General features: G+C 67.5%; 10 protein-coding genes. 4 read left to right on the plus strand and 6 right to left on the minus strand.

Annotated features, from left to right (window positions below):
- Window positions 1-16: 16 nt before the first annotated feature.
- The 3 genes from ACFWV8_RS10195 to ACFWV8_RS10205 form a co-directional block, all read right to left on the minus strand.
- Window positions 17-1,264 carry a CpaE family protein gene (locus ACFWV8_RS10195; RefSeq protein WP_384199465.1) on the minus strand — a complete coding sequence of 416 codons (1,248 nt, stop codon included), beginning with the start codon at window positions 1,262-1,264 and terminating at the stop codon, window positions 17-19.
- Between the two features lie 7 nt (window positions 1,265-1,271).
- A complete protein-coding gene (gene cpaB, locus ACFWV8_RS10200) occupies window positions 1,272-1,979 on the minus strand; it encodes a Flp pilus assembly protein CpaB (protein ID WP_384199467.1) in 708 nt (235 codons plus the stop codon).
- A gap of 131 nt (window positions 1,980-2,110) precedes the next feature.
- Complete coding sequence (locus ACFWV8_RS10205) at window positions 2,111-2,989, minus strand: hypothetical protein (protein ID WP_384199469.1); 879 nt, start codon at window positions 2,987-2,989, stop codon at window positions 2,111-2,113.
- Window positions 2,990-3,366: 377 nt separating this feature from the next.
- Between ACFWV8_RS10205 and ACFWV8_RS10210 the strand changes: the two genes are divergently transcribed.
- The 4 genes from ACFWV8_RS10210 (at window position 3,367) to ACFWV8_RS10225 (ending at window position 6,538) form a co-directional block, all read left to right on the plus strand.
- Complete coding sequence (locus tag ACFWV8_RS10210) at window positions 3,367-4,899, plus strand: hypothetical protein (protein WP_384199471.1); 1,533 nt, start codon at window positions 3,367-3,369, stop codon at window positions 4,897-4,899.
- A gap of 25 nt (window positions 4,900-4,924) precedes the next feature.
- Complete coding sequence (locus ACFWV8_RS10215; RefSeq protein WP_384199473.1) at window positions 4,925-5,596, plus strand: hypothetical protein; 672 nt, start codon at window positions 4,925-4,927, stop codon at window positions 5,594-5,596.
- A 10-nt stretch (window positions 5,597-5,606) separates the two neighbouring features.
- Window positions 5,607-6,029, plus strand: a complete 423-nt coding sequence (locus ACFWV8_RS10220) for a DUF3592 domain-containing protein (RefSeq protein ID WP_384199475.1) — start codon at window positions 5,607-5,609, stop codon at window positions 6,027-6,029.
- A gap of 65 nt (window positions 6,030-6,094) precedes the next feature.
- Window positions 6,095-6,538 carry a hypothetical protein gene (locus ACFWV8_RS10225; protein WP_384199477.1) on the plus strand — a complete coding sequence of 148 codons (444 nt, stop codon included), beginning with the start codon at window positions 6,095-6,097 and terminating at the stop codon, window positions 6,536-6,538.
- A gap of 154 nt (window positions 6,539-6,692) precedes the next feature.
- Here ACFWV8_RS10225 and ACFWV8_RS10230 read toward each other — a convergent pair whose 3' ends face one another.
- The 3 genes from ACFWV8_RS10230 to ACFWV8_RS10240 form a co-directional block, all read right to left on the minus strand.
- Complete coding sequence (locus ACFWV8_RS10230; protein WP_384199479.1) at window positions 6,693-7,532, minus strand: Dyp-type peroxidase; 840 nt, start codon at window positions 7,530-7,532, stop codon at window positions 6,693-6,695.
- Window positions 7,533-8,217: 685 nt separating this feature from the next.
- Window positions 8,218-8,670 carry an SUKH-3 domain-containing protein gene (locus ACFWV8_RS10235; RefSeq protein WP_384199481.1) on the minus strand — a complete coding sequence of 151 codons (453 nt, stop codon included), beginning with the start codon at window positions 8,668-8,670 and terminating at the stop codon, window positions 8,218-8,220.
- A 6-nt stretch (window positions 8,671-8,676) separates the two neighbouring features.
- Window positions 8,677-16,527: an RHS repeat-associated core domain-containing protein gene (locus ACFWV8_RS10240; protein ID WP_384199483.1), complete on the minus strand. Its 7,851-nt coding sequence runs from the start codon at window positions 16,525-16,527 to the stop codon at window positions 8,677-8,679.
- Window positions 16,528-16,535 lie beyond the last annotated feature (8 nt).

Raw genomic sequence — 16,535 nt, forward strand, 5'->3', positions numbered from 1 at the left:
TGTCATTCCCCCGTCATCACTTCGATCGTCCGCGGCGGACACCGACCGAGCCCCGGTCTCCCTTGAACTTCCCCTGTTTCTCCGCGCCTTCGGGGGTTTTCACCAGACCGAGCTCGCCGGCGAGCCCCCAGAGGGCCTGTTTCACCGTCGACTTGGCCTCCAGGTCCTGCATCCTGCCCGCGTCGACCACCGCGTGCAGTTCCTTGAAGTTCGCCGGGATGACCATCCGGGACACCTTGGTGCTGGTGATCTTCTCGATCAGCGGGGGCTGGATCTCGGTGTTCCGCATATAGCGGTTGACCACGATCGTGGTCTCCTCCGCCTTGCGGATCTGGAGCCGGTCCCAGAGCCTGACCATGCGTTTGGCGGCTCGTACCGCCACCACGTCCGGTGTGGTCAGCAGCAGGGTGGTGTCGGCCATCTCGATCGCCGCCGCGTTGGCGCTGGTCGTCTGCGTGCCGCAGTCGATGATCACGACCTCGTAGCGGTTGCGCAGCGCGCTGACGATCTGGCGCACCGAGCGGTCGTTGATCTCCTCGCCCCGCTCCCCCTCCCCCGGCGCGAGCAGCAGCCCGATGCCGGTGTGGTGGGTGAAGACCGCGTCCTGGAGTACGCGGGGCGAGATGTCCTGGATGGTGGCGAGGTCCACGATCGAGCGGCGGAACTGCACGTCCAGGTAGGAGGCGACGTCGCCGGCCTGGAGGTCCAGGTCGGCGAGTGCCACCGTCATGCCCGACGCCTTTGCGGCGAGGGCGAGTTGGACGGCTGCCACGGTCGTACCGACGCCGCCCTTCGCGCCGCTCACGGTGACGACGGTGCCACCGGGACCGGTGAACACGTCGCCGCCGTGGCCGAGATGGCGCCGTACGCCCACGGACCAGGCGGCGGCGGCCTGGACGCGCTGGGCGAGTTCCTCGTAACTGAGCGGCAGTCCGACCAGTCCTCGCGCGCCCGAGTCCATGGCGGCCGAGTAGAGGCCGGGGCTCGCGTCGGCGGTGACCAGAATGACCCCGACCGCCGGGAAGCGGAGGGCCACCTCCCGAATCAGCTCCAGGGCTGGGACGGGACCGATCCGCTCATGTACCAGAACTACTTCCGGCAGTTCGTCGATGGACTCCGCGGCCAGCCTGGCCAGGGTGTCGATCAGCGAGGTCGAGTCACCGACCGGCGCGGCCGGCTCCGCGTCAGGGAGCTGGCTGAGCAGGGTGGTGATGGATCGGGCGGCGTCGGCGTCACCGACGACCGGGAGAATTCTGGTCGTCATTCGTCCCTCACTTGTCCCCTTCGAGGGTGTAGGTGCTCTCCCCGGGGCGCAGCGTGGTGGGGCTGTCGTCGGGAAGCAGGGCGAGGCGTACGTGCTGTGCGAAGGACTCGGCGTAAGCGACGCGCTGGGCGTCCTTGGTCTTGAGGGCGAAGGTGATCGGGACGGCCGAAGTCGGCCGGCTGCTCCGGTCGTCCTCCTTGGGCTCCAGCGGCGTCAGCGAACCGACGTCGATGACCTTGGCGTTGGGCACGATGATCCGGGACTCCGGGCTGCCGTCCTGGTCCTGGGCGTCGAAGGTGGCGAAGATGTTGACGAGGTCACCCGCGTTGATCTTGCCCGCGACGCCGGTCGCGGCGTCGATCATGATCGCGATCTCCTGCTCGTCGTTGGCGAGGGCGGGCCGCTTGACCATCATGTCGTCCTGGAGCAGCGACCCCTTCTTGAGCTGGGTGACCGCGATCTTGCCGGAGAGGACCGAGAGGTCGGTGACCGCGTTGTCGGAAAGCCAGCGCTTGGGCATCTCTATCTTCTCGAACTGCCCCTCTTCGAGCGCCGTGTACGGAGCGACGTCCGCCTTCAGCCGGTACGCGGGCACCTCGGGGCCGACCTTCGAATTCACGTCGCTGATCACCGAGAGCACGCCGGCGAAGGCGCCGAAGGCGCAGAGGACGGAGAGGAGCAGGAGAATGATGCCGCGGCGTTGCCGTGAATTCATGAGCGGGACAACCTCGTTCGAAGACGTGGGACGGGGACTGGCTGGGTGGGCGGGGACACGGAGAGAGCGGTTTCCGTGACGGCCCGGGAGCCGGCCGGCCTCCGTTCCGCGGGGACCGCCCGGCCGGCGGGTTACGACCCGTGGCGCGTTTGTGTTCCTTGGTTCAGGACACCTGAGCCGTTCGTTTGGTTCTCGGCCGTCGGCAGCGGAGCCGAACAGAATCCGCAGCGATCACCGATCAGTTCGAGACCGCACCAGGAACACACCTCTCGACGTACGGATGAAACCAGCTGGTAAAGAACGGAGATATCCGGCAGGAACGCGGCGAATTCGATCATCTTGGACGTCCCCCACCAGCGCGGGGAATCCGAGAGCAGTGACATCTCCTGTACTCCCTGTACCCGCCAGGCGGGTGCGAGTGTCGCGGTCACCCAGTCCGATTGCAATTGTCCCTTTGCCACCAGCAGTTGTGTCCCGAATTCGGGTCCGGTGAGCTCACCGTTGCCGATCTTGATCAACTGGGGATCGGGATTGGCCAGGACACCGAACTGCGAGCCCGGGACCCAGGACTTGGCGTGCGACTTGAGACTGACAGGGACCCGGTCGAGCTTGGTGACCGAGTTGAGGAGAGCGCCGGCGTGGATGTAGTGGGAGAGCAGCCGCGCGGCCGACGCGACGACGCCGGCGCTGAAGTCACAGATGGACAACTGCCGTAGCTGGCGTACGAGTACGGCGAGTCCGAGCGGCGGGAGATCCAGCTTGAGCAGGGAGATACGGTCGCTCTCCAGGACGGAACGGACCGTGTGCAGCCGCTGTTCGTGCGCCACGGAGATCGAGGCGGGGTAGACGGCGACGACGTAGCCGTGCTGCTCCACCAGAACCTGCATGTCCGCGAGCGCGGCCTCCAGAGGCTGGGCATCGGGCGCCTGCAGCAGGGCCGCCGGGGGCGTCTGCTGGTCGGTGGGTGGCAGCACCAGGTCATGACTGGTGACGGCTATGGCGGTTGACACCTGGTTCCCCGTTCAGCTCGGCCGTCGGAGTTCCGGCGGCCGCGGTTCTCTCTTCTGCTGCGGACTACTGGTCGGTGTTCGGTAGGCACTTTATCCACGACTTAGGACGCAGAGAACACCTCACAGATGCCAGTGGTACGTCGCTCTCACCGTACGCACCACCAAAATCGGACGAAGCAGTCAGGCGTTAACCCATGTTTCATTTGATCTCGAAACTAGCCGACCCGAGAAGCGCCCACCAGGCAACTGGGGCGGTTTGGGTCCGGGTTGGGGTCCGGGTTGGGTCCACGGACCCACGCCACGGGTGGCAGGCCCTCCGTACGCTCCAAATCGATTCGTACACGCGAAGGTGTACGGCCACCGAGGGGGACGGTCGGATGAGACGGGAACTGGTACGGGGACGACCACGGGGCGACCGCGGCACCTCGGCCACCGAGTACGTGGGCATGGTCGTGGTCGTGGCCGCCGTCGCGGGAGCGATGGTGGGCACCGGAGTTGACGGGACCATCGCCGAACAGCTGAAGTGCCTGGTCACGTTCGGGCCGTGCACCCCCGGCAACGGGAAGCCGGGCCAGGCCGCGCCCAAGACGGACGCCGACTACGAGCCGCCGCTCTGCCAGATCTCCTCGATCAGCGACAAGGCGGGCGCCAAGGGCAAGTTGCTGTTCATCGAGTGGGGCGAGGAGTACGGCTTCCAGCAGCAGACCTTCCAGTCCAAGAACGACGTGAACAAGGACGGCAAGGTCGACGACAAGGACCAGCAGGTGATGATGACGTTCACCGACGCCGCGTCCATCGCCGCCAAGAAGGACTGGAAGCCGGGCGCCAAGGTCGGGAAGTTCGGCTCGGACAAGGTGGAGCTCGGTGCCGGGATCAAGGTGACCAACGGGGACACCTGGGTCTTCGACAGCGAGGAGGACGCGGCCAAGTTCCGCGAGGACATCGAGGACCTGAAGACGTACGAGCTGGCCAACCGGCACGCCAACTCACGTGGCGGCGGGCTCGGCAACGCCATCGCGTACCTGTTCGACAGCGGCCCGATGTACGAGGAGGAGCAGCTCCGCAAGCGCATCGACGAGAAGCTCGGCAACCGGCACATCAGCTACGGCAAGGTGGGCCTGGAGGCCAGCGCGGCCGGCGGTCTGAAGCTCTCGGCGGGCGACGAGAAGAAGCTCAGCGGGACGCTCGGCGGCAGCTTCAAGTTCTCGCCCGAGGTGACGTGGACCGACAACAACTACCGGAACCTCAAGTCGTACACGTACAGCGCCGCCATCGAGTACACGGGCAAGGTCGGCTACGAGGCCGGGCCCATCAGCGGCGAGTCGAGCGCGACCAACACACAGACCGGCACCATCACGGTCAGCCACGACAAGACGACCGGTGAGCTGCTGCGGATCGACATGACCCGTACCGTCGAGAAGGGCGCCACGAAGGACGGCGTCACTGTCGGCGGCGACAACGGCAAGAAGGACGGCGACAAGCGCGGCGGCAGCGGCAGCGGCAAGGGCACCGAGAACGAGACCGGGATCGAGGTCGTCACCAACTCCATCGTCCTCAAGCCGGGTGCCGAGGGTGCCAAGCAGCGCGCGATCGCCCAGCAGTGGCTCGACGGCACCGGCGACAACGGGGCGCCGTTCGCCTACATGTTTGACGACCACGCACCGACGAAGCGGCCCGGCGCGGACGACCCGTTCGGCCAGCTCCTCTTCGACGAGGGCCTCTCCAGCAGGAACACGTACACCGGCCAGACGGAGGCCGCCGAGTACGGGTTCGAGCTGAACCTGGGGCTGAGCTTCGGCTTCTCGGTCTCCACCGAGAAGAAGGAGGAGAACCTCAACGACGCGCAGTTCCTGGGTGCGCCACAGGGGAACAACCGCAGCTACGTCCCGTACAGCTACTGTGCGAACTGATCTCGGGGACAGGAGCACACTCGCCATGAGAGCCATGACCGGCAAGAACGCGGAGAACTCGCGGAACGCGACATCGAGAGACAGGACCGCCGGGGCGGCCGTGCGCACGGGTTACGCGACGGCGTCCGCCGCGCTCGCGACGCTCCTGCTCGCGGCGGGGTGCGGCTCGGAGGCGAGCAGCGGCACGGTGCCGGACGGCTGGGGCACGCTCAAGACCCCGGCGGTCACGGTGGCGCACCCGCCCGCCTTCAAGGCGCAGGGCGCGAGTGAACGCAGCAAGTACAACGCGGCTGCGGCGACGCTCGACGACGAGAGCGGGACCGTCGGGATGATCACGGTGCAGCTCGACTTCACGGACGCCGACTCGGTGGAGGAGGCGGCGATCGGCGCCGAGGCCGGGGTCGCGCTCGGCTCGACGCTCGGGAAGCAGGAGGAGATCACGGTCTCCGGCCCGGACGGCGACGAAGAGGCCCGCCAGGTCAACTTCGAGTTCACCCAGAAGGATTCGGGCGCGGGATCCGGGGCGGGGACCCCGGGCGGGACGCTCGACCCGAAGGCGGGCACCCGGGTCGCCGGCGTGATCGTCGCGGGCCTCGACGCCGGTGACCGGACGTACGCGGTGCGGATCGACGCGGTCAAGGGGAAGCTCAGCAAAAGCGATCTGACGAAGATCATCGAATCGATCACGGTCAAATAGGCGGTCCACAATGGATGTTCCGGGCGGCGATTACCTTTTCTTCGGCGGCATGATTCTGCTTTTCGGCTGGTTGGCCACGCACTACGCGCGTCGCCTTTCGGGCGTGAATCGGGCGCTGCGATCGGGTATTCGGGCGGAAGGCACGTGCGTACGGATCGAGCAGGAGCCGTACAACCGCTCGGACGCACGGCAGTACTTCTTCGCGTTCCGCACGCCGGACGGGCGCCAGATCGAGTTCGAGGATCTGGCGGGCCGGTCGGTACGGGTGGGCGACCCGGTGACGGTCGCGTACGACCCGGCGGCCCCGGAACGCACCGCGACGGTCGCGGGCCGCGGCAACTGGTCGCCGGTGCTCCAGTACGGGGTGCTGGTGGCGGGCTGCGGGCTGGCGGCGGCCGGCTTCGCGGCGGTTTTTCTTCTCACGGTGGTCTGAGAGCGCGGGATTCAGGTTCCCGCCTCCGGACCCGTTGAACACAAGCACTACGGAGGCGGTTTGCCATGACCAGGTACGGCTACCCGGGGGCGTCGACCCCACGGGACGAGGGACGCGGAGCGGCGGTGTTCGCGCTCGCACGCGCCTGGGCGGCCGGCATCGTCGTCCTGCTCGTGACGGAGTATCTCCAGACCACGCTGGTCAACGATCATCTGGCCACCTCGACGAACCTGGAGACCTTCAACGGCAGACTGATGCTGATCCACCTCCCCAACGCGGTCTGCATAGCCCTGGCCACCTGGGCGGCGGGCCGGTCCCACCGTGAGCCCTTCCGTGACTCGAAGCCGCAGCACACGCTGGCGGTCTTCACGGTCGGTATCGCCGCGCAGGCCCTGAACATGCTGCTTCAGTGGCAGGACCTGGAGGCCGAGGGCATCCTCATGTCGAACGCGGTCCTGGTGGTGGGCGTGGTGTCGGGCTACGCGGCGGAACGGCTCCAGGACGACTGAGCGCGGGGCCGGGCGCAACTTTCCGGACACGGCTCAGGGCTGTCGGTCCATGGCCGACAGATGCGCCTCGCCTTAACGCCCGGGAAGCCCGCGCGCGCCGAGGTGCCCGCAGCCCAACGCGGCGAGGTGCCACCCGCCGCGACAGCGGCTGATGTCACTGCGGCGTTCCGGGCCCGCCATCGCGGAGGGCGTCGATCCAGGCGTCGCAGGGCGGGGGTACGAAGAAGTAGCCGCCACCGGTGGTCAGGACGTACTTCGCCAACGCCTCACCCTCAAGCCGCTTCTGGACCGCCTCGAAGCCCTTGGCCAAGTCCCGCTGGAAGCAGGAGAAAATGATCCCGGTATCGCCATCGCCACGGTCGTAGCTGTAGCTGCGCCGCACAAGCTGAGGCGGATTACGGCGATCAGGGGCGGCAAGCCGTACATGCGAGTCGAGCGGCGTCCGCCGACCTTTTGGGTCGGCCGCGAAATTCGGCTCCTCACCAACAGGCGCCCCGTCCAGCCACCTCCCGTCACGCCGCCGGCCCATGATCCGCTCCTGCTCATGAACGGAGTCCTTGTCCCACAACTCCGTCGCGAACCGAATGACCCGCACCACCTGATAACTCCCCCCAACCGCCCACTCCGGCTCACCCTGCCCCTCCCGTACAAGGGTCCGGTCGGCGACCTCCCGCTCGTTCTCCGGATTACCAAACCCCTCAGTGAAATTGAAAGGATTACGGGCAAGCCCCCGGCCACCCTCGACCCGATTCTCCGCCCGGAACCCGTCGATGCTCCAGCGGACGGCCCAACCGGTCCTGGCGGCAACGGCCTTGATATCCGCGACGGCCTTCCGCACCACCTCCGCGTCCTCCCCCGCAACACGCACAAGCAGGTCACCATGCGACTGCGCCGGATCCAACAGATCCCCCGCAAAGGAAGGCATCACCCGCAACTGCCGCAGCGCCCGCACCCCGGCCCCCTCGAACAACGATGCCCCCAGCCCGAATCCCACGACAGTGTCGCGCCCACCGGCAGACCGCGTCTCACTAGCCAAGGCCTTTGCCACAGTCCCCACTTCCTCACCGGACCGCCGATCAAGGGCCACGATCCCCGCGTAATCCTCTGGCTGCGCTGATCCCAGCGCCCGCGCCGTAACACCTGCTTCGCCCGAACCGGAGGCCGCATCAGCCTTTGACTCGCTCTCACCCAAATGACCGACGACCGCAGTCCCACCCACGAGACCCAGCCCGATCGCTGCCCCGGAAATCACCAGCGACCTACGCCGCAATTGAGCCATCTCACTCGCCCCCAGCAAGTCCCTGCGCGGCCGCATTGGCACGACTACCCCTCAAGATGAGGGAATTCCTGATAGCCACGACGTCCTCCTGGTTCAGTGGACTAGGAGAGGCGACAGTGGTGCGCCGCCTATTGGGACACTGGTCAAAGGTCCTGAAAGGATTAGCGAGGCCCACGAAATCTACTTACCCCACCGCTCGATGCGCACCGACCAGCACACCGTCACCTCTCCGTCAGTCCGTGCCTCGCCATGCGATCGTGCCTGACATCATCTCGCTTCCGCTCATCCGTGGCACCAAATCTGTGCGTCCTGTTCGTGGGATGGAGCCTGTCAAATCAGGATGCATCCCAATACTCCAGCTCAACCGCCGTCGCGCCAGCCCGTGCTGAGCACGGTGTCGCTATGAAGAGTTTCCGGTCGGCAGGTCAAGTCTTTCCGCTGCCACCCCCGTAACGAGATGCTCCAACGCCAAATCCCCGACGCCCAACCTGAATGCCCAAGATCCCAGGAGATAGATGATTCCTTCCTCGTCGATCGCTAGGAAGAATTCTCCCTGCCCCACTTCCCCCAACGGAAAGAATCCGAGACCGAAAAATTCAGAAAGCTCCGAAAATCTCTCCTCCTCCCCGATGGCAAGTTCCGGATCGAACTCAAACGGCTCTCGCGCACATGTGATTCCGGGCCCATCGTCTTCCACTCGAATACCGCCGAACTCCGCAAGGAATTCTTCCGCCGCCGCATTCCAGGCAAAATTCGGCATTGCCGCTTTCCAGCGGGTTAGATTAACTCGGCGATCCTGAAACCAGCCCGCCCGCCGAAGAGCATTTTCTACCTCTACCGAGAAACGGGGCATCTAGACCTACCTTTTAAAGTCAATGCCGAAGTGCTCCACAAGAACCTCGCAACTCTGGCACGGCCCAATGAGAACCTTGAAGTTCTTGTTCGTTCTGGCGCGCCCCCTAGTCGCTGCAGCGGTCGCTCCAGTTGGATCAAGGCCAGCGTCCAAAGCTTCCGTCAAGCACTGCACCAAGCCACAACCCCCATGATTGTTACCACGACTGCCTGCCGGGATGGAATCGAGGATTCCTTGGATGACGGGGTGCACCCGTCGGCCGCCCACCCCTCCGTCGCTAACTCCCACGATGGGAGCATGTCCTGCGATTTGCAACGCTTCAATCACTTCCGGTCGGAGACGGTTTGACAAGTCCGCCACAGCTTCTGCCCGTCCCAACACTGCATCGACAACGCTGCCACAGTTGTGGACCAGTACCGGTGTGGCGCCTGCGAGCACGTAGTACGTGTGGATGTCGTCGACGGTGAGGTTGTAGACCGTCGTTGAGGTGGTGCGGTGGGTGACTGCAGTGATTTGGGTCCAGGTGCCGGTGCTGGTCTGGAGCCATTGGCCGGTGGTGAGTTCGTCGGCTTCGATCCAGCGGCCGAGGGCGGGGACCCAGAAGGGGTGGCCCTCGGTGGCGGTGAGGGTGCTGGTCTTTCCCGTGTCGAGGGTGATGTCGACCAGTTGTTTGTCGCCCGTGCCTTTGATCAGGGCCGTGACGGGGCGGGGGCCCGATTCACCTGTTTCCGGGTCCATGGCCAGGACTTCGTCACCGATCTGGATGTCCTTGATCGGTTTGCGGGTACCGTCCGCCAGAAGGACCGGAGTGTTGGCCGTGAAGCTGTTACCCCCGCACTTGCCCAGCGATAGCCACTTGCCTCCGGTCATGCCTCCGACGCAGCCCAGTGCCGCCGAGTTGCCGACCTGGCCCCAGTTGACCTTCCGGCCCGACAGGCGCTGGCCCAGCCAGTCCAGGCCTGCCTCGCTCAGGCCGCCGATGATGCAGCCGGCCAGCATCGGGGAGTTGCCCGTGGGGTCGGTGTACGTGGTCGGGGAGCTGAGGGCGTACTGGTAGAGGTTGGTGCCGCCCGCGTAGCCGATCGGGTCCTGGGAGATGAAGCGGCCGGACTCGGGGTCGTAGTAGCGGTTGCGGTAATACAGCAGGCCCGTGCCGTCGGACTCGCGGCCCGTGAACGTGTACGGGTTCGTCGACGCCGCACCCGACGACGCCGGCTGGCCGTACGGGTCGTACGTGTAGCTCGTCGCGACCGTGCCGTCCGCGTTCGCCAGCCCGACCACCGTGCCCAGCGCGTCGGTCAGGTAGACCTGCGTCGCACCGTTCTCCGTGCGGGTCAGGTACTCGTCCAGGCCCGATGTGGCGACCGTCGCCTTTGACGCGCCCGAGTCGTCCTGTTCCACCAGTGGGTTGGAGCCGTCGGTCAAGTACTTCTGGGTTGCGTCGCCGAGCTTCTTCGAGCTGCGGATACCCAGCGGGCCGTAGCCGAAGAGCGCGGCTGAGCCGCCCCCGGTGGGGGTGACGCCCGAGAGCTGGCCCCTCGCGTTCCAGTTGTACGTCCGATTGCCGTCGGACTTGAGCTGTCCGTCCGCGTCGTACGTGAAGGAGCGGCCGCCCAACGAGGTGACCCGGTTGTCCTTGCCGAACACCGCGCCCGTGTCCGCCGCCGGGAGTGCGACCGAGGCCAGGCTGCCGGTGAGGCCTGTCTGGAGGCCCCGGGTGTCGCGGGTGTAGGTGAGGTCGCCGACGTCGGCAGTACCGCGGGTGTAGTCGATTCCGGAGACCACGCCCGTCTTGTCGAGTGTGGTGGTGCGGGTGATGCCGCCCGGCAGGGTCGCCGTCTTCTCCCGGCCCACCGCGTCCAGACCGAACCGCACCTCCTGCCCGCCCGAGGTGACAGAGGTCAGGATGCTCGAGGTGTCGTAGCCGTACGTGGTGGTTGTCCCGGCCGCCGTCATCTCCTTGCGGCGGTCCGCCGCGTCGTAGTCGTAGCTCACCGTGCCCGTCGGGCCGGTGACCGTCTTCAGCCGGTCGTAGGCGTCGTAGCCGAAGCTCTGGTCGCCCGCCTGGGTGTCCGTGATTGTCTTCGGGAGGTCGACGGCGTCGTACGCGTACGTGGCCGTGGACTCGGCCACACCCGCCGCGTTCACGCCGTACTTGGTGTTCTTCGACCTACCCAGCAGGTCGTACTCGGCCGTCGCGACCAGACCCGAGCGGCTCGTCGCCTTCGTCAGCCGGCCCGCCACGTCATAACCGAACGACGCCTGCGCGCCCAGCGGGTCCGTCACCGACTCCGTACGGTCCGCGTCGTCGTACGCCCAACTCGTGCTGTTCAGGCGGGCGTCGGTCAGTGTCTTGAGATTGCCGTTCTCGTCGAAGTCCAGAGAGGTCGACTGGCCCAGCGGGTCGGTGATCTTCCGCGTCTGATTCAGCGCGTCGTACGTGAGCGTCGTACGCGAACCCGCCTCGTCCGTCACCACCGTCGGCCGGCCCGCCGCATCCAGGAACTGGGCCCCGGTACGGCCTTCCGCGTCCTTTGCGGAGACCAATTCGCCGTGTCTGTAGGTGTATTCAGTGACGGCGTTCGACGCGTCGGTGACGGTCTTGATCTGACCGTCCGGCGCGTACGTGAGGGTCGTCTCCCGGTCCTCGGGGTCCGTGACCGTCCGCAGATCACCCGACTCGTCGTAGTCGAGAGTCGTCGTGTTGCCCAACGGGTCGGTGACGGAGGTGGGTTGGTCGTACGGGCCGTTGTACACCGCCGTACCCGACTGACGCGCCTGCGCCGTACCCGCCAGCTCCGTCGTGCGCGTGACGTAGCCGTTCGCGTCGTACGTCAGCTCCGTGCGCCGACCGTACGGGTCCGTCACCGCATCGATGCGGTGCTTCGCACCCCGGTCGTACCACGTCTCACGCGCCAGCGAACTCCCGTACGCCTGCGTGTCCTTGACGCCGTAACCCTCCGCGTCGAACTCCACCCGCCGCACCGAACCGCCCGGCTGCGTCACACTCGCCGACGTGATCTTCCCGGCGCCGGTCTGCGTGTACGCGAACGAGTACTCAGCGCCCTCGGTGAGCGTCTGCTTCTCCACCCGCCCGTCGCCGTTGAACTCGTTCGTCATATACGTGATGCCACGGGCGTCGACCGCCGTCCTGATCCGGTTCGACGTCCCGTCGTACGTGTACCGGCTGGCCTTGCCCGCCGGATCCGTCACCGTCACCAGACGACCCGCCGAGTCATACGTGTACGAGGTGGTGCGGCCGGTGTTGTCCTTCGCCGTGTCGACGCGGTGCTGGGTGTCGTACTCCAGCGAGATCCACCGGCCGTCGGACGTGGCGATGCGGGTGATCTCGCCCTTCTTGCCGTCCCGGCGGGTCAGCTTGATGGTGTTCCCGTGCCGGTCGCGGATCTCCTTGAGCGCGGCGTACTGCGGGAAGACCCATACTGTGCCGTCGCGGAAGGTGAGGTCCCAGCCGCCCTTGTATCCCTTCCAGGTGATCTTCGACCCCTGGAAGTCGGAGGAGGTGTCCAGCGGTTCGAACTCCGCGTCGGTCCAGCTAGTCCCCGGTGAGGTGCGGGTGAAGTGGGTCTTGCTGCCGCCCGGCAGGTAGAGGTCGACCTCCTGCCACTGTTTCTTGGAGTGGAGGAAGGCGTTGTAGGACAGGTCGCGGCCGATGCCGAACGCCCGCTTCTCTTTGTCACCCTGCCAGTAGGTGCGCGTGACGTCGGCCGAGGCGTTCGCACCGGCGACCGCGAGGTCTGTGCGGGAGTCGGTGAGCAGGCCCGTGGAGAGTTCGACCGGGTCGCCGGAGAGCCAGTCGATGACGTCTTCGATCCAGGTGTCTTCCCACGGGATCAGGTCGGCGACGTTGAACATGGCGCCGTGGAAGGCCCAGACGCGGGTCTTCTTGTCCGGTACGACCTGGGAGCCGTCCGCAGACACCTCACCGGTGCCGTAGACGTGCCAGCCCTTCTTCTTCGGGTCGTAGTCAAGGAACTTCACCCGGGTGCCCGGGGCCTCACGCGTGTAGTTCGGGTAGACGATCTGCGCGCCCTTCGGGAACACATACGTCCCGCCCGGCTGCACCGTGAAGTACACCGGCACAATGCCGTTCTCCGGCAGCGGGAACGGCGGCCGGTCGATCGGGATCGCCGTGATCCCCAACTCCGTGACCGGCTTACCGTCCTCGTCGCGGACCACCGAGCCCTTGGGTATCCGGACCTCAAGACCCGGGATCTTCGGGGTCTTCAGTACGACGTCGGCCTTCGCCGGAGCCGCGAACCTCACCGTGTTCTTCGTGTCCAGCGGCGTCATCCACACCGGGAACCCGAGATCGACCGTCCAGCCCGCCTTCGGGCTGATCTTGATGTCGTAACGGCCGTAACTACGCTTGGAGTTGTTCGCGCTCGCGCCCTCGACGACCAGTGTTGTCGCTGTTTCGGAGATACCGCTCAGCAGGAACCGGCCCCGCGCGTCCGTCCTCGCCGACTTCTTGCCGACCGACACCGTGACCTTCGCCAGCGGCTTGCCGTTCAGCTTGAGGACACGGCCCGTCAGCGCGGTCGTTTCGGGCGGGGCGCGGAGTGCGGCCGGGCTCTTGGGGGCGTCGCCGCGCCGGGTCAGCCAGTCGTAGCCGGCGAGGTTTCCCTTGTCCGGTTGCCAGGCGTCCGGTCCACTCGGAGTGACGCGGGGAGCCGGAGGTGTGGTGTCGTCGGTGCTGGTCTTCGGCTTGTCCGCCGACGCGCCGGGGCCGGCTGCTCCGGCGACGGCCGCGGCTGCGGTCAGCCCGAGGGTCCAGGTGCCGGTCTTGAGGGTGTTCGGGTCGACCGACAGGGTGTAGGTACCGGTGGCCGGGAGCGTCGGCAGGGCGTAGGTGACGGCGGTCGCGCTCATCGAGCGCCCGTCGACCAGCCATTCGCCGTCCGGGCCGTACACCGACAACGCCCAGGCGGAGGGTGGGGTGTTCAGCCCCAGGGTGAGCTTCTGGCCCTGGGTACCGGTGAACGTGAAGTGGCCATTCTGGCCGGCCGTGGCAATCGTGACAGGTTTGCGCGTGCCCGTGGTGGTCAGCGCTCCGCCGTCGGCGTCCGGTACCAGCGTGCCGGTGGTCTTCCCGGTGGCCGGGGCGTTGGGGCGTACGAACAGCAGGTGGGCGCCCGTGGCCAGAGGTGCCAGCAGGTCCCCCTCGCCCGCGGACTTGGTGAGCGAGCCGAGGGCTGTCTCTGTCCCGTTCGGCGTCCGGTGGACCATCTGTGAGGTGGTGCTGAGGGTGGTGTTGCCGAAGGTGACGGCCGCGCCGTAAGCCGCTCCGGCGGCGTTGACGGTGAACTCAAGTTGCTGCCCGGGCCGGGTGATCTCGCCGGTGAGCGCGGGTGCCGATGTCGTGAAGGTGCCCGCCTTGACGGGCTTTGACAGCCAGAGCGTCATCCCGCCGGTCGCTGCCTTCGCGGGCTCGAAGACCAGCGAGTACGACGCTCCCGCTGTCAGACCTGTCAGGTAGAACGCCTCGGACGCCTTGCTCGCGGCGCGGCCGACGACCGTGCCCGCCCCGCCGTCGGGGCCGATGAGCCTGACTTCCGTGGATTCGGCGATGGTGTTCGCGGTGATGCCCAGGCCGAGGGAGGTCGTGGCGGGCGCCGTGAACCGGGCCCGGATCTGCTGTCCCGCACGGGCCGCGGTCGCCGCGAGTCCGGCCGTGTCAACGGTGAGGGCGGCCGAGGCGTCGGCGGAGAGCGTGAGGCCCACGGATCCGACCGCGCCCTTGTTCGGGTCCAGGACGAGCCGGTAGGTACCGGTCTCCGGCAGCGCGGGCAGCGGGACCGTCGCCGAAGCGCCGGCCGTCACGTTCAGTCCGTCGACCACCTCGGCGCCGGACGGCGCCAGGACCGTCAGATCGACGTACTGCCCGAAGGTGTTGCCGGTCACGCCGAGCGACAGCGTGGCCCCGGCCTGCCCCTGGAAGGACGATTCGGCGTTCTGACCGATCCGGCCCACGGTCGCCGTCGTGGTGCCCGCCGTGGCCGACAACGCCGGCACGGCCACCGGACGCGACAGCGTCAGCGCCAGCTCACCGGTCCCCAGGGCGCTGCTCGGCCGCACGAAGACGGTGTAGGTGCCGGTCGTGGGCAGGGGTTCGCTGTCCCACTGTCCGGCGTCGCCGTCGGGGACAAGGTAGTAGTCCACCAGTCCGCCGCCGGGGCGGTGGATCTCAACCCGGGTCGCCGCGCCGAAACCGGTGGCCGTGGAGCCGAGCGACACACGCTGGCCCGCCGTGCCGACGAACTGGGCGCGCCCCTGCTGACCCGGCCGGGCGAGTGACACGTCGAGCGCCGGGCCGGCCGGGTCGAGGATGCCCGCGTCGGCGTAGTGGGATCCGGTCACCTTGACGGTGCCCAGGGCCGCGGCGTCCGGGTCGAGTTGAAGGGTGTACGTGCCGGACTGGGGCAGCATGTCCAGGTCCAGGCCCGCGATGCGCGTGCCCGTCACGTAGACCTTGTCGATCTCCGCTCCGTCCGGACCGTACAGACGTGCGTACGTCGCCTTGGCCAGCTCGGTCGCATCGATACCCAGGCTCAGCGAGTCACCCAGGACCGCGGGGAAGGTGAGGAGGTGATCCTGTCCCGGCCGGGTGAACTGCGCGTCGGTACCCGCTCCGGTCAGGCTCAGCACCGATGAACGCGGTGCCGATACCGTCACCTTCACGGAGCCGATGTTGCCGGGGCCCGGGTCCAGAAGCACCGTGTACTGGCCGCTGACCGGTACGTCCGTCATCTCCCAGTCGCCCGCCGGGCCGTTGTAGGCCGCGGACTCCAGGCGCGTGCCCTGCGGATCCAGGAACCTCACGGTGACAGTCGAGTTGAACGTCGACTCGGTGAATCCGACGTTGATGTCGTCGCCCGCCTCCGCGTCGAAGACCACCTGCGCCCGATTGCCCGGAGTGGTGACCGACACCGTCGGCGGGGTCTCGTCCCCCACCGTCGTCTCCTCGGACGTCTCGATCTCGCCCTCGCCCTCGCCAGATTCCACGCGAAAGCTGGAGGCGGATGTGACGAGACCGTCGGGGGTGGCCACCTCGACGGGACCGGTCGCCGCGCCTGCCGGGACCGTCACGGTCAGGGCGCTGTCGGACCGCGTGTCGATCTCGGCCACGGTGCCGCCGGTAAACCGCACCACGTTGTCCGTCACCGCCGGCGCGAAGCCCGATCCGGTCAGGACCACCTTCGTGCCCACGAGCCCTGACGCGGGCTCCACCTTGGTGACGGCCGGCGCGGGCCCGGCGAGAGCGAACGTCTCCGGTGACTGGGCCGTCGTGCCGCCGGTGGTCACCGACACCTTGCCGTTCCCGGCCGCCGCCGGGACCTTCACCGTCAGGCGCGTCGCCGATGCGGAGACGACCTCCGCGGCTTGGCCCGCGAACGACACCGCGTTCGAAGCGGGCGTCGTCGAGAAGCCGGTCCCGGAGAGCGTCACGGTCGCCCCGGCCGCGGCCTTCACCGGTACGAGGGAGAGAACCGAGAGGTCGGTGGACGGGAACCGGTCGACGCCCAGGCGGTTGCCCGCCGCGTCGTACCGGTAACGGGCCGTCTCCCCCGCCGGATCCGTCACACCCACCAGACGCGACACCGCGTCATACGCGTACACCGCGTTCTTCGTCGTCGGCTCCGCGGCCTCCGCACCCACCGGAGCCACCGGACCCACAGGAGCCGCCGGAGGCACCAGCGGGGGAGCCTGAGTCGTGGTGGGCGCCGACGGCGGTGGCGGCGGTGGCGCCGCCTCGGCCGACACCAGGCCCACCGACAGGGCCAGCGCGAGCAGACCCACCGTCAGCAGTCGTATTCGTACCAGGACTCGCCTCACAACGCCCT

It is taken from the genome of Streptomyces sp. NPDC058665 (assembly GCF_042714995.1).
In the GTDB taxonomy this organism is placed as follows: Bacteria; Actinomycetota; Actinomycetes; order Streptomycetales; family Streptomycetaceae; genus Streptomyces.

What these genes read in the sequence shown, in the direction of transcription:
- ACFWV8_RS10220 (WP_384199475.1), top strand. Translation starts at nt 5,607, where the DNA reads ATGGATGTTCCGGGCGGCGATTACCTTTTCTTCGGCGGCATGATTCTG.
- ACFWV8_RS10195 (WP_384199465.1), bottom strand. Translation starts at nt 1,264, where the DNA reads ATGACGACCAGAATTCTCCCGGTCGTCGGTGACGCCGACGCCGCCCGA.
- ACFWV8_RS10210 (WP_384199471.1), top strand. Translation starts at nt 3,367, where the DNA reads ATGAGACGGGAACTGGTACGGGGACGACCACGGGGCGACCGCGGCACC.
- ACFWV8_RS10225 (WP_384199477.1), top strand. Translation starts at nt 6,095, where the DNA reads ATGACCAGGTACGGCTACCCGGGGGCGTCGACCCCACGGGACGAGGGA.
- ACFWV8_RS10235 (WP_384199481.1), bottom strand. Translation starts at nt 8,670, where the DNA reads ATGCCCCGTTTCTCGGTAGAGGTAGAAAATGCTCTTCGGCGGGCGGGC.
- ACFWV8_RS10215 (WP_384199473.1), top strand. Translation starts at nt 4,925, where the DNA reads ATGAGAGCCATGACCGGCAAGAACGCGGAGAACTCGCGGAACGCGACA.
- cpaB (WP_384199467.1), bottom strand. Translation starts at nt 1,979, where the DNA reads ATGAATTCACGGCAACGCCGCGGCATCATTCTCCTGCTCCTCTCCGTC.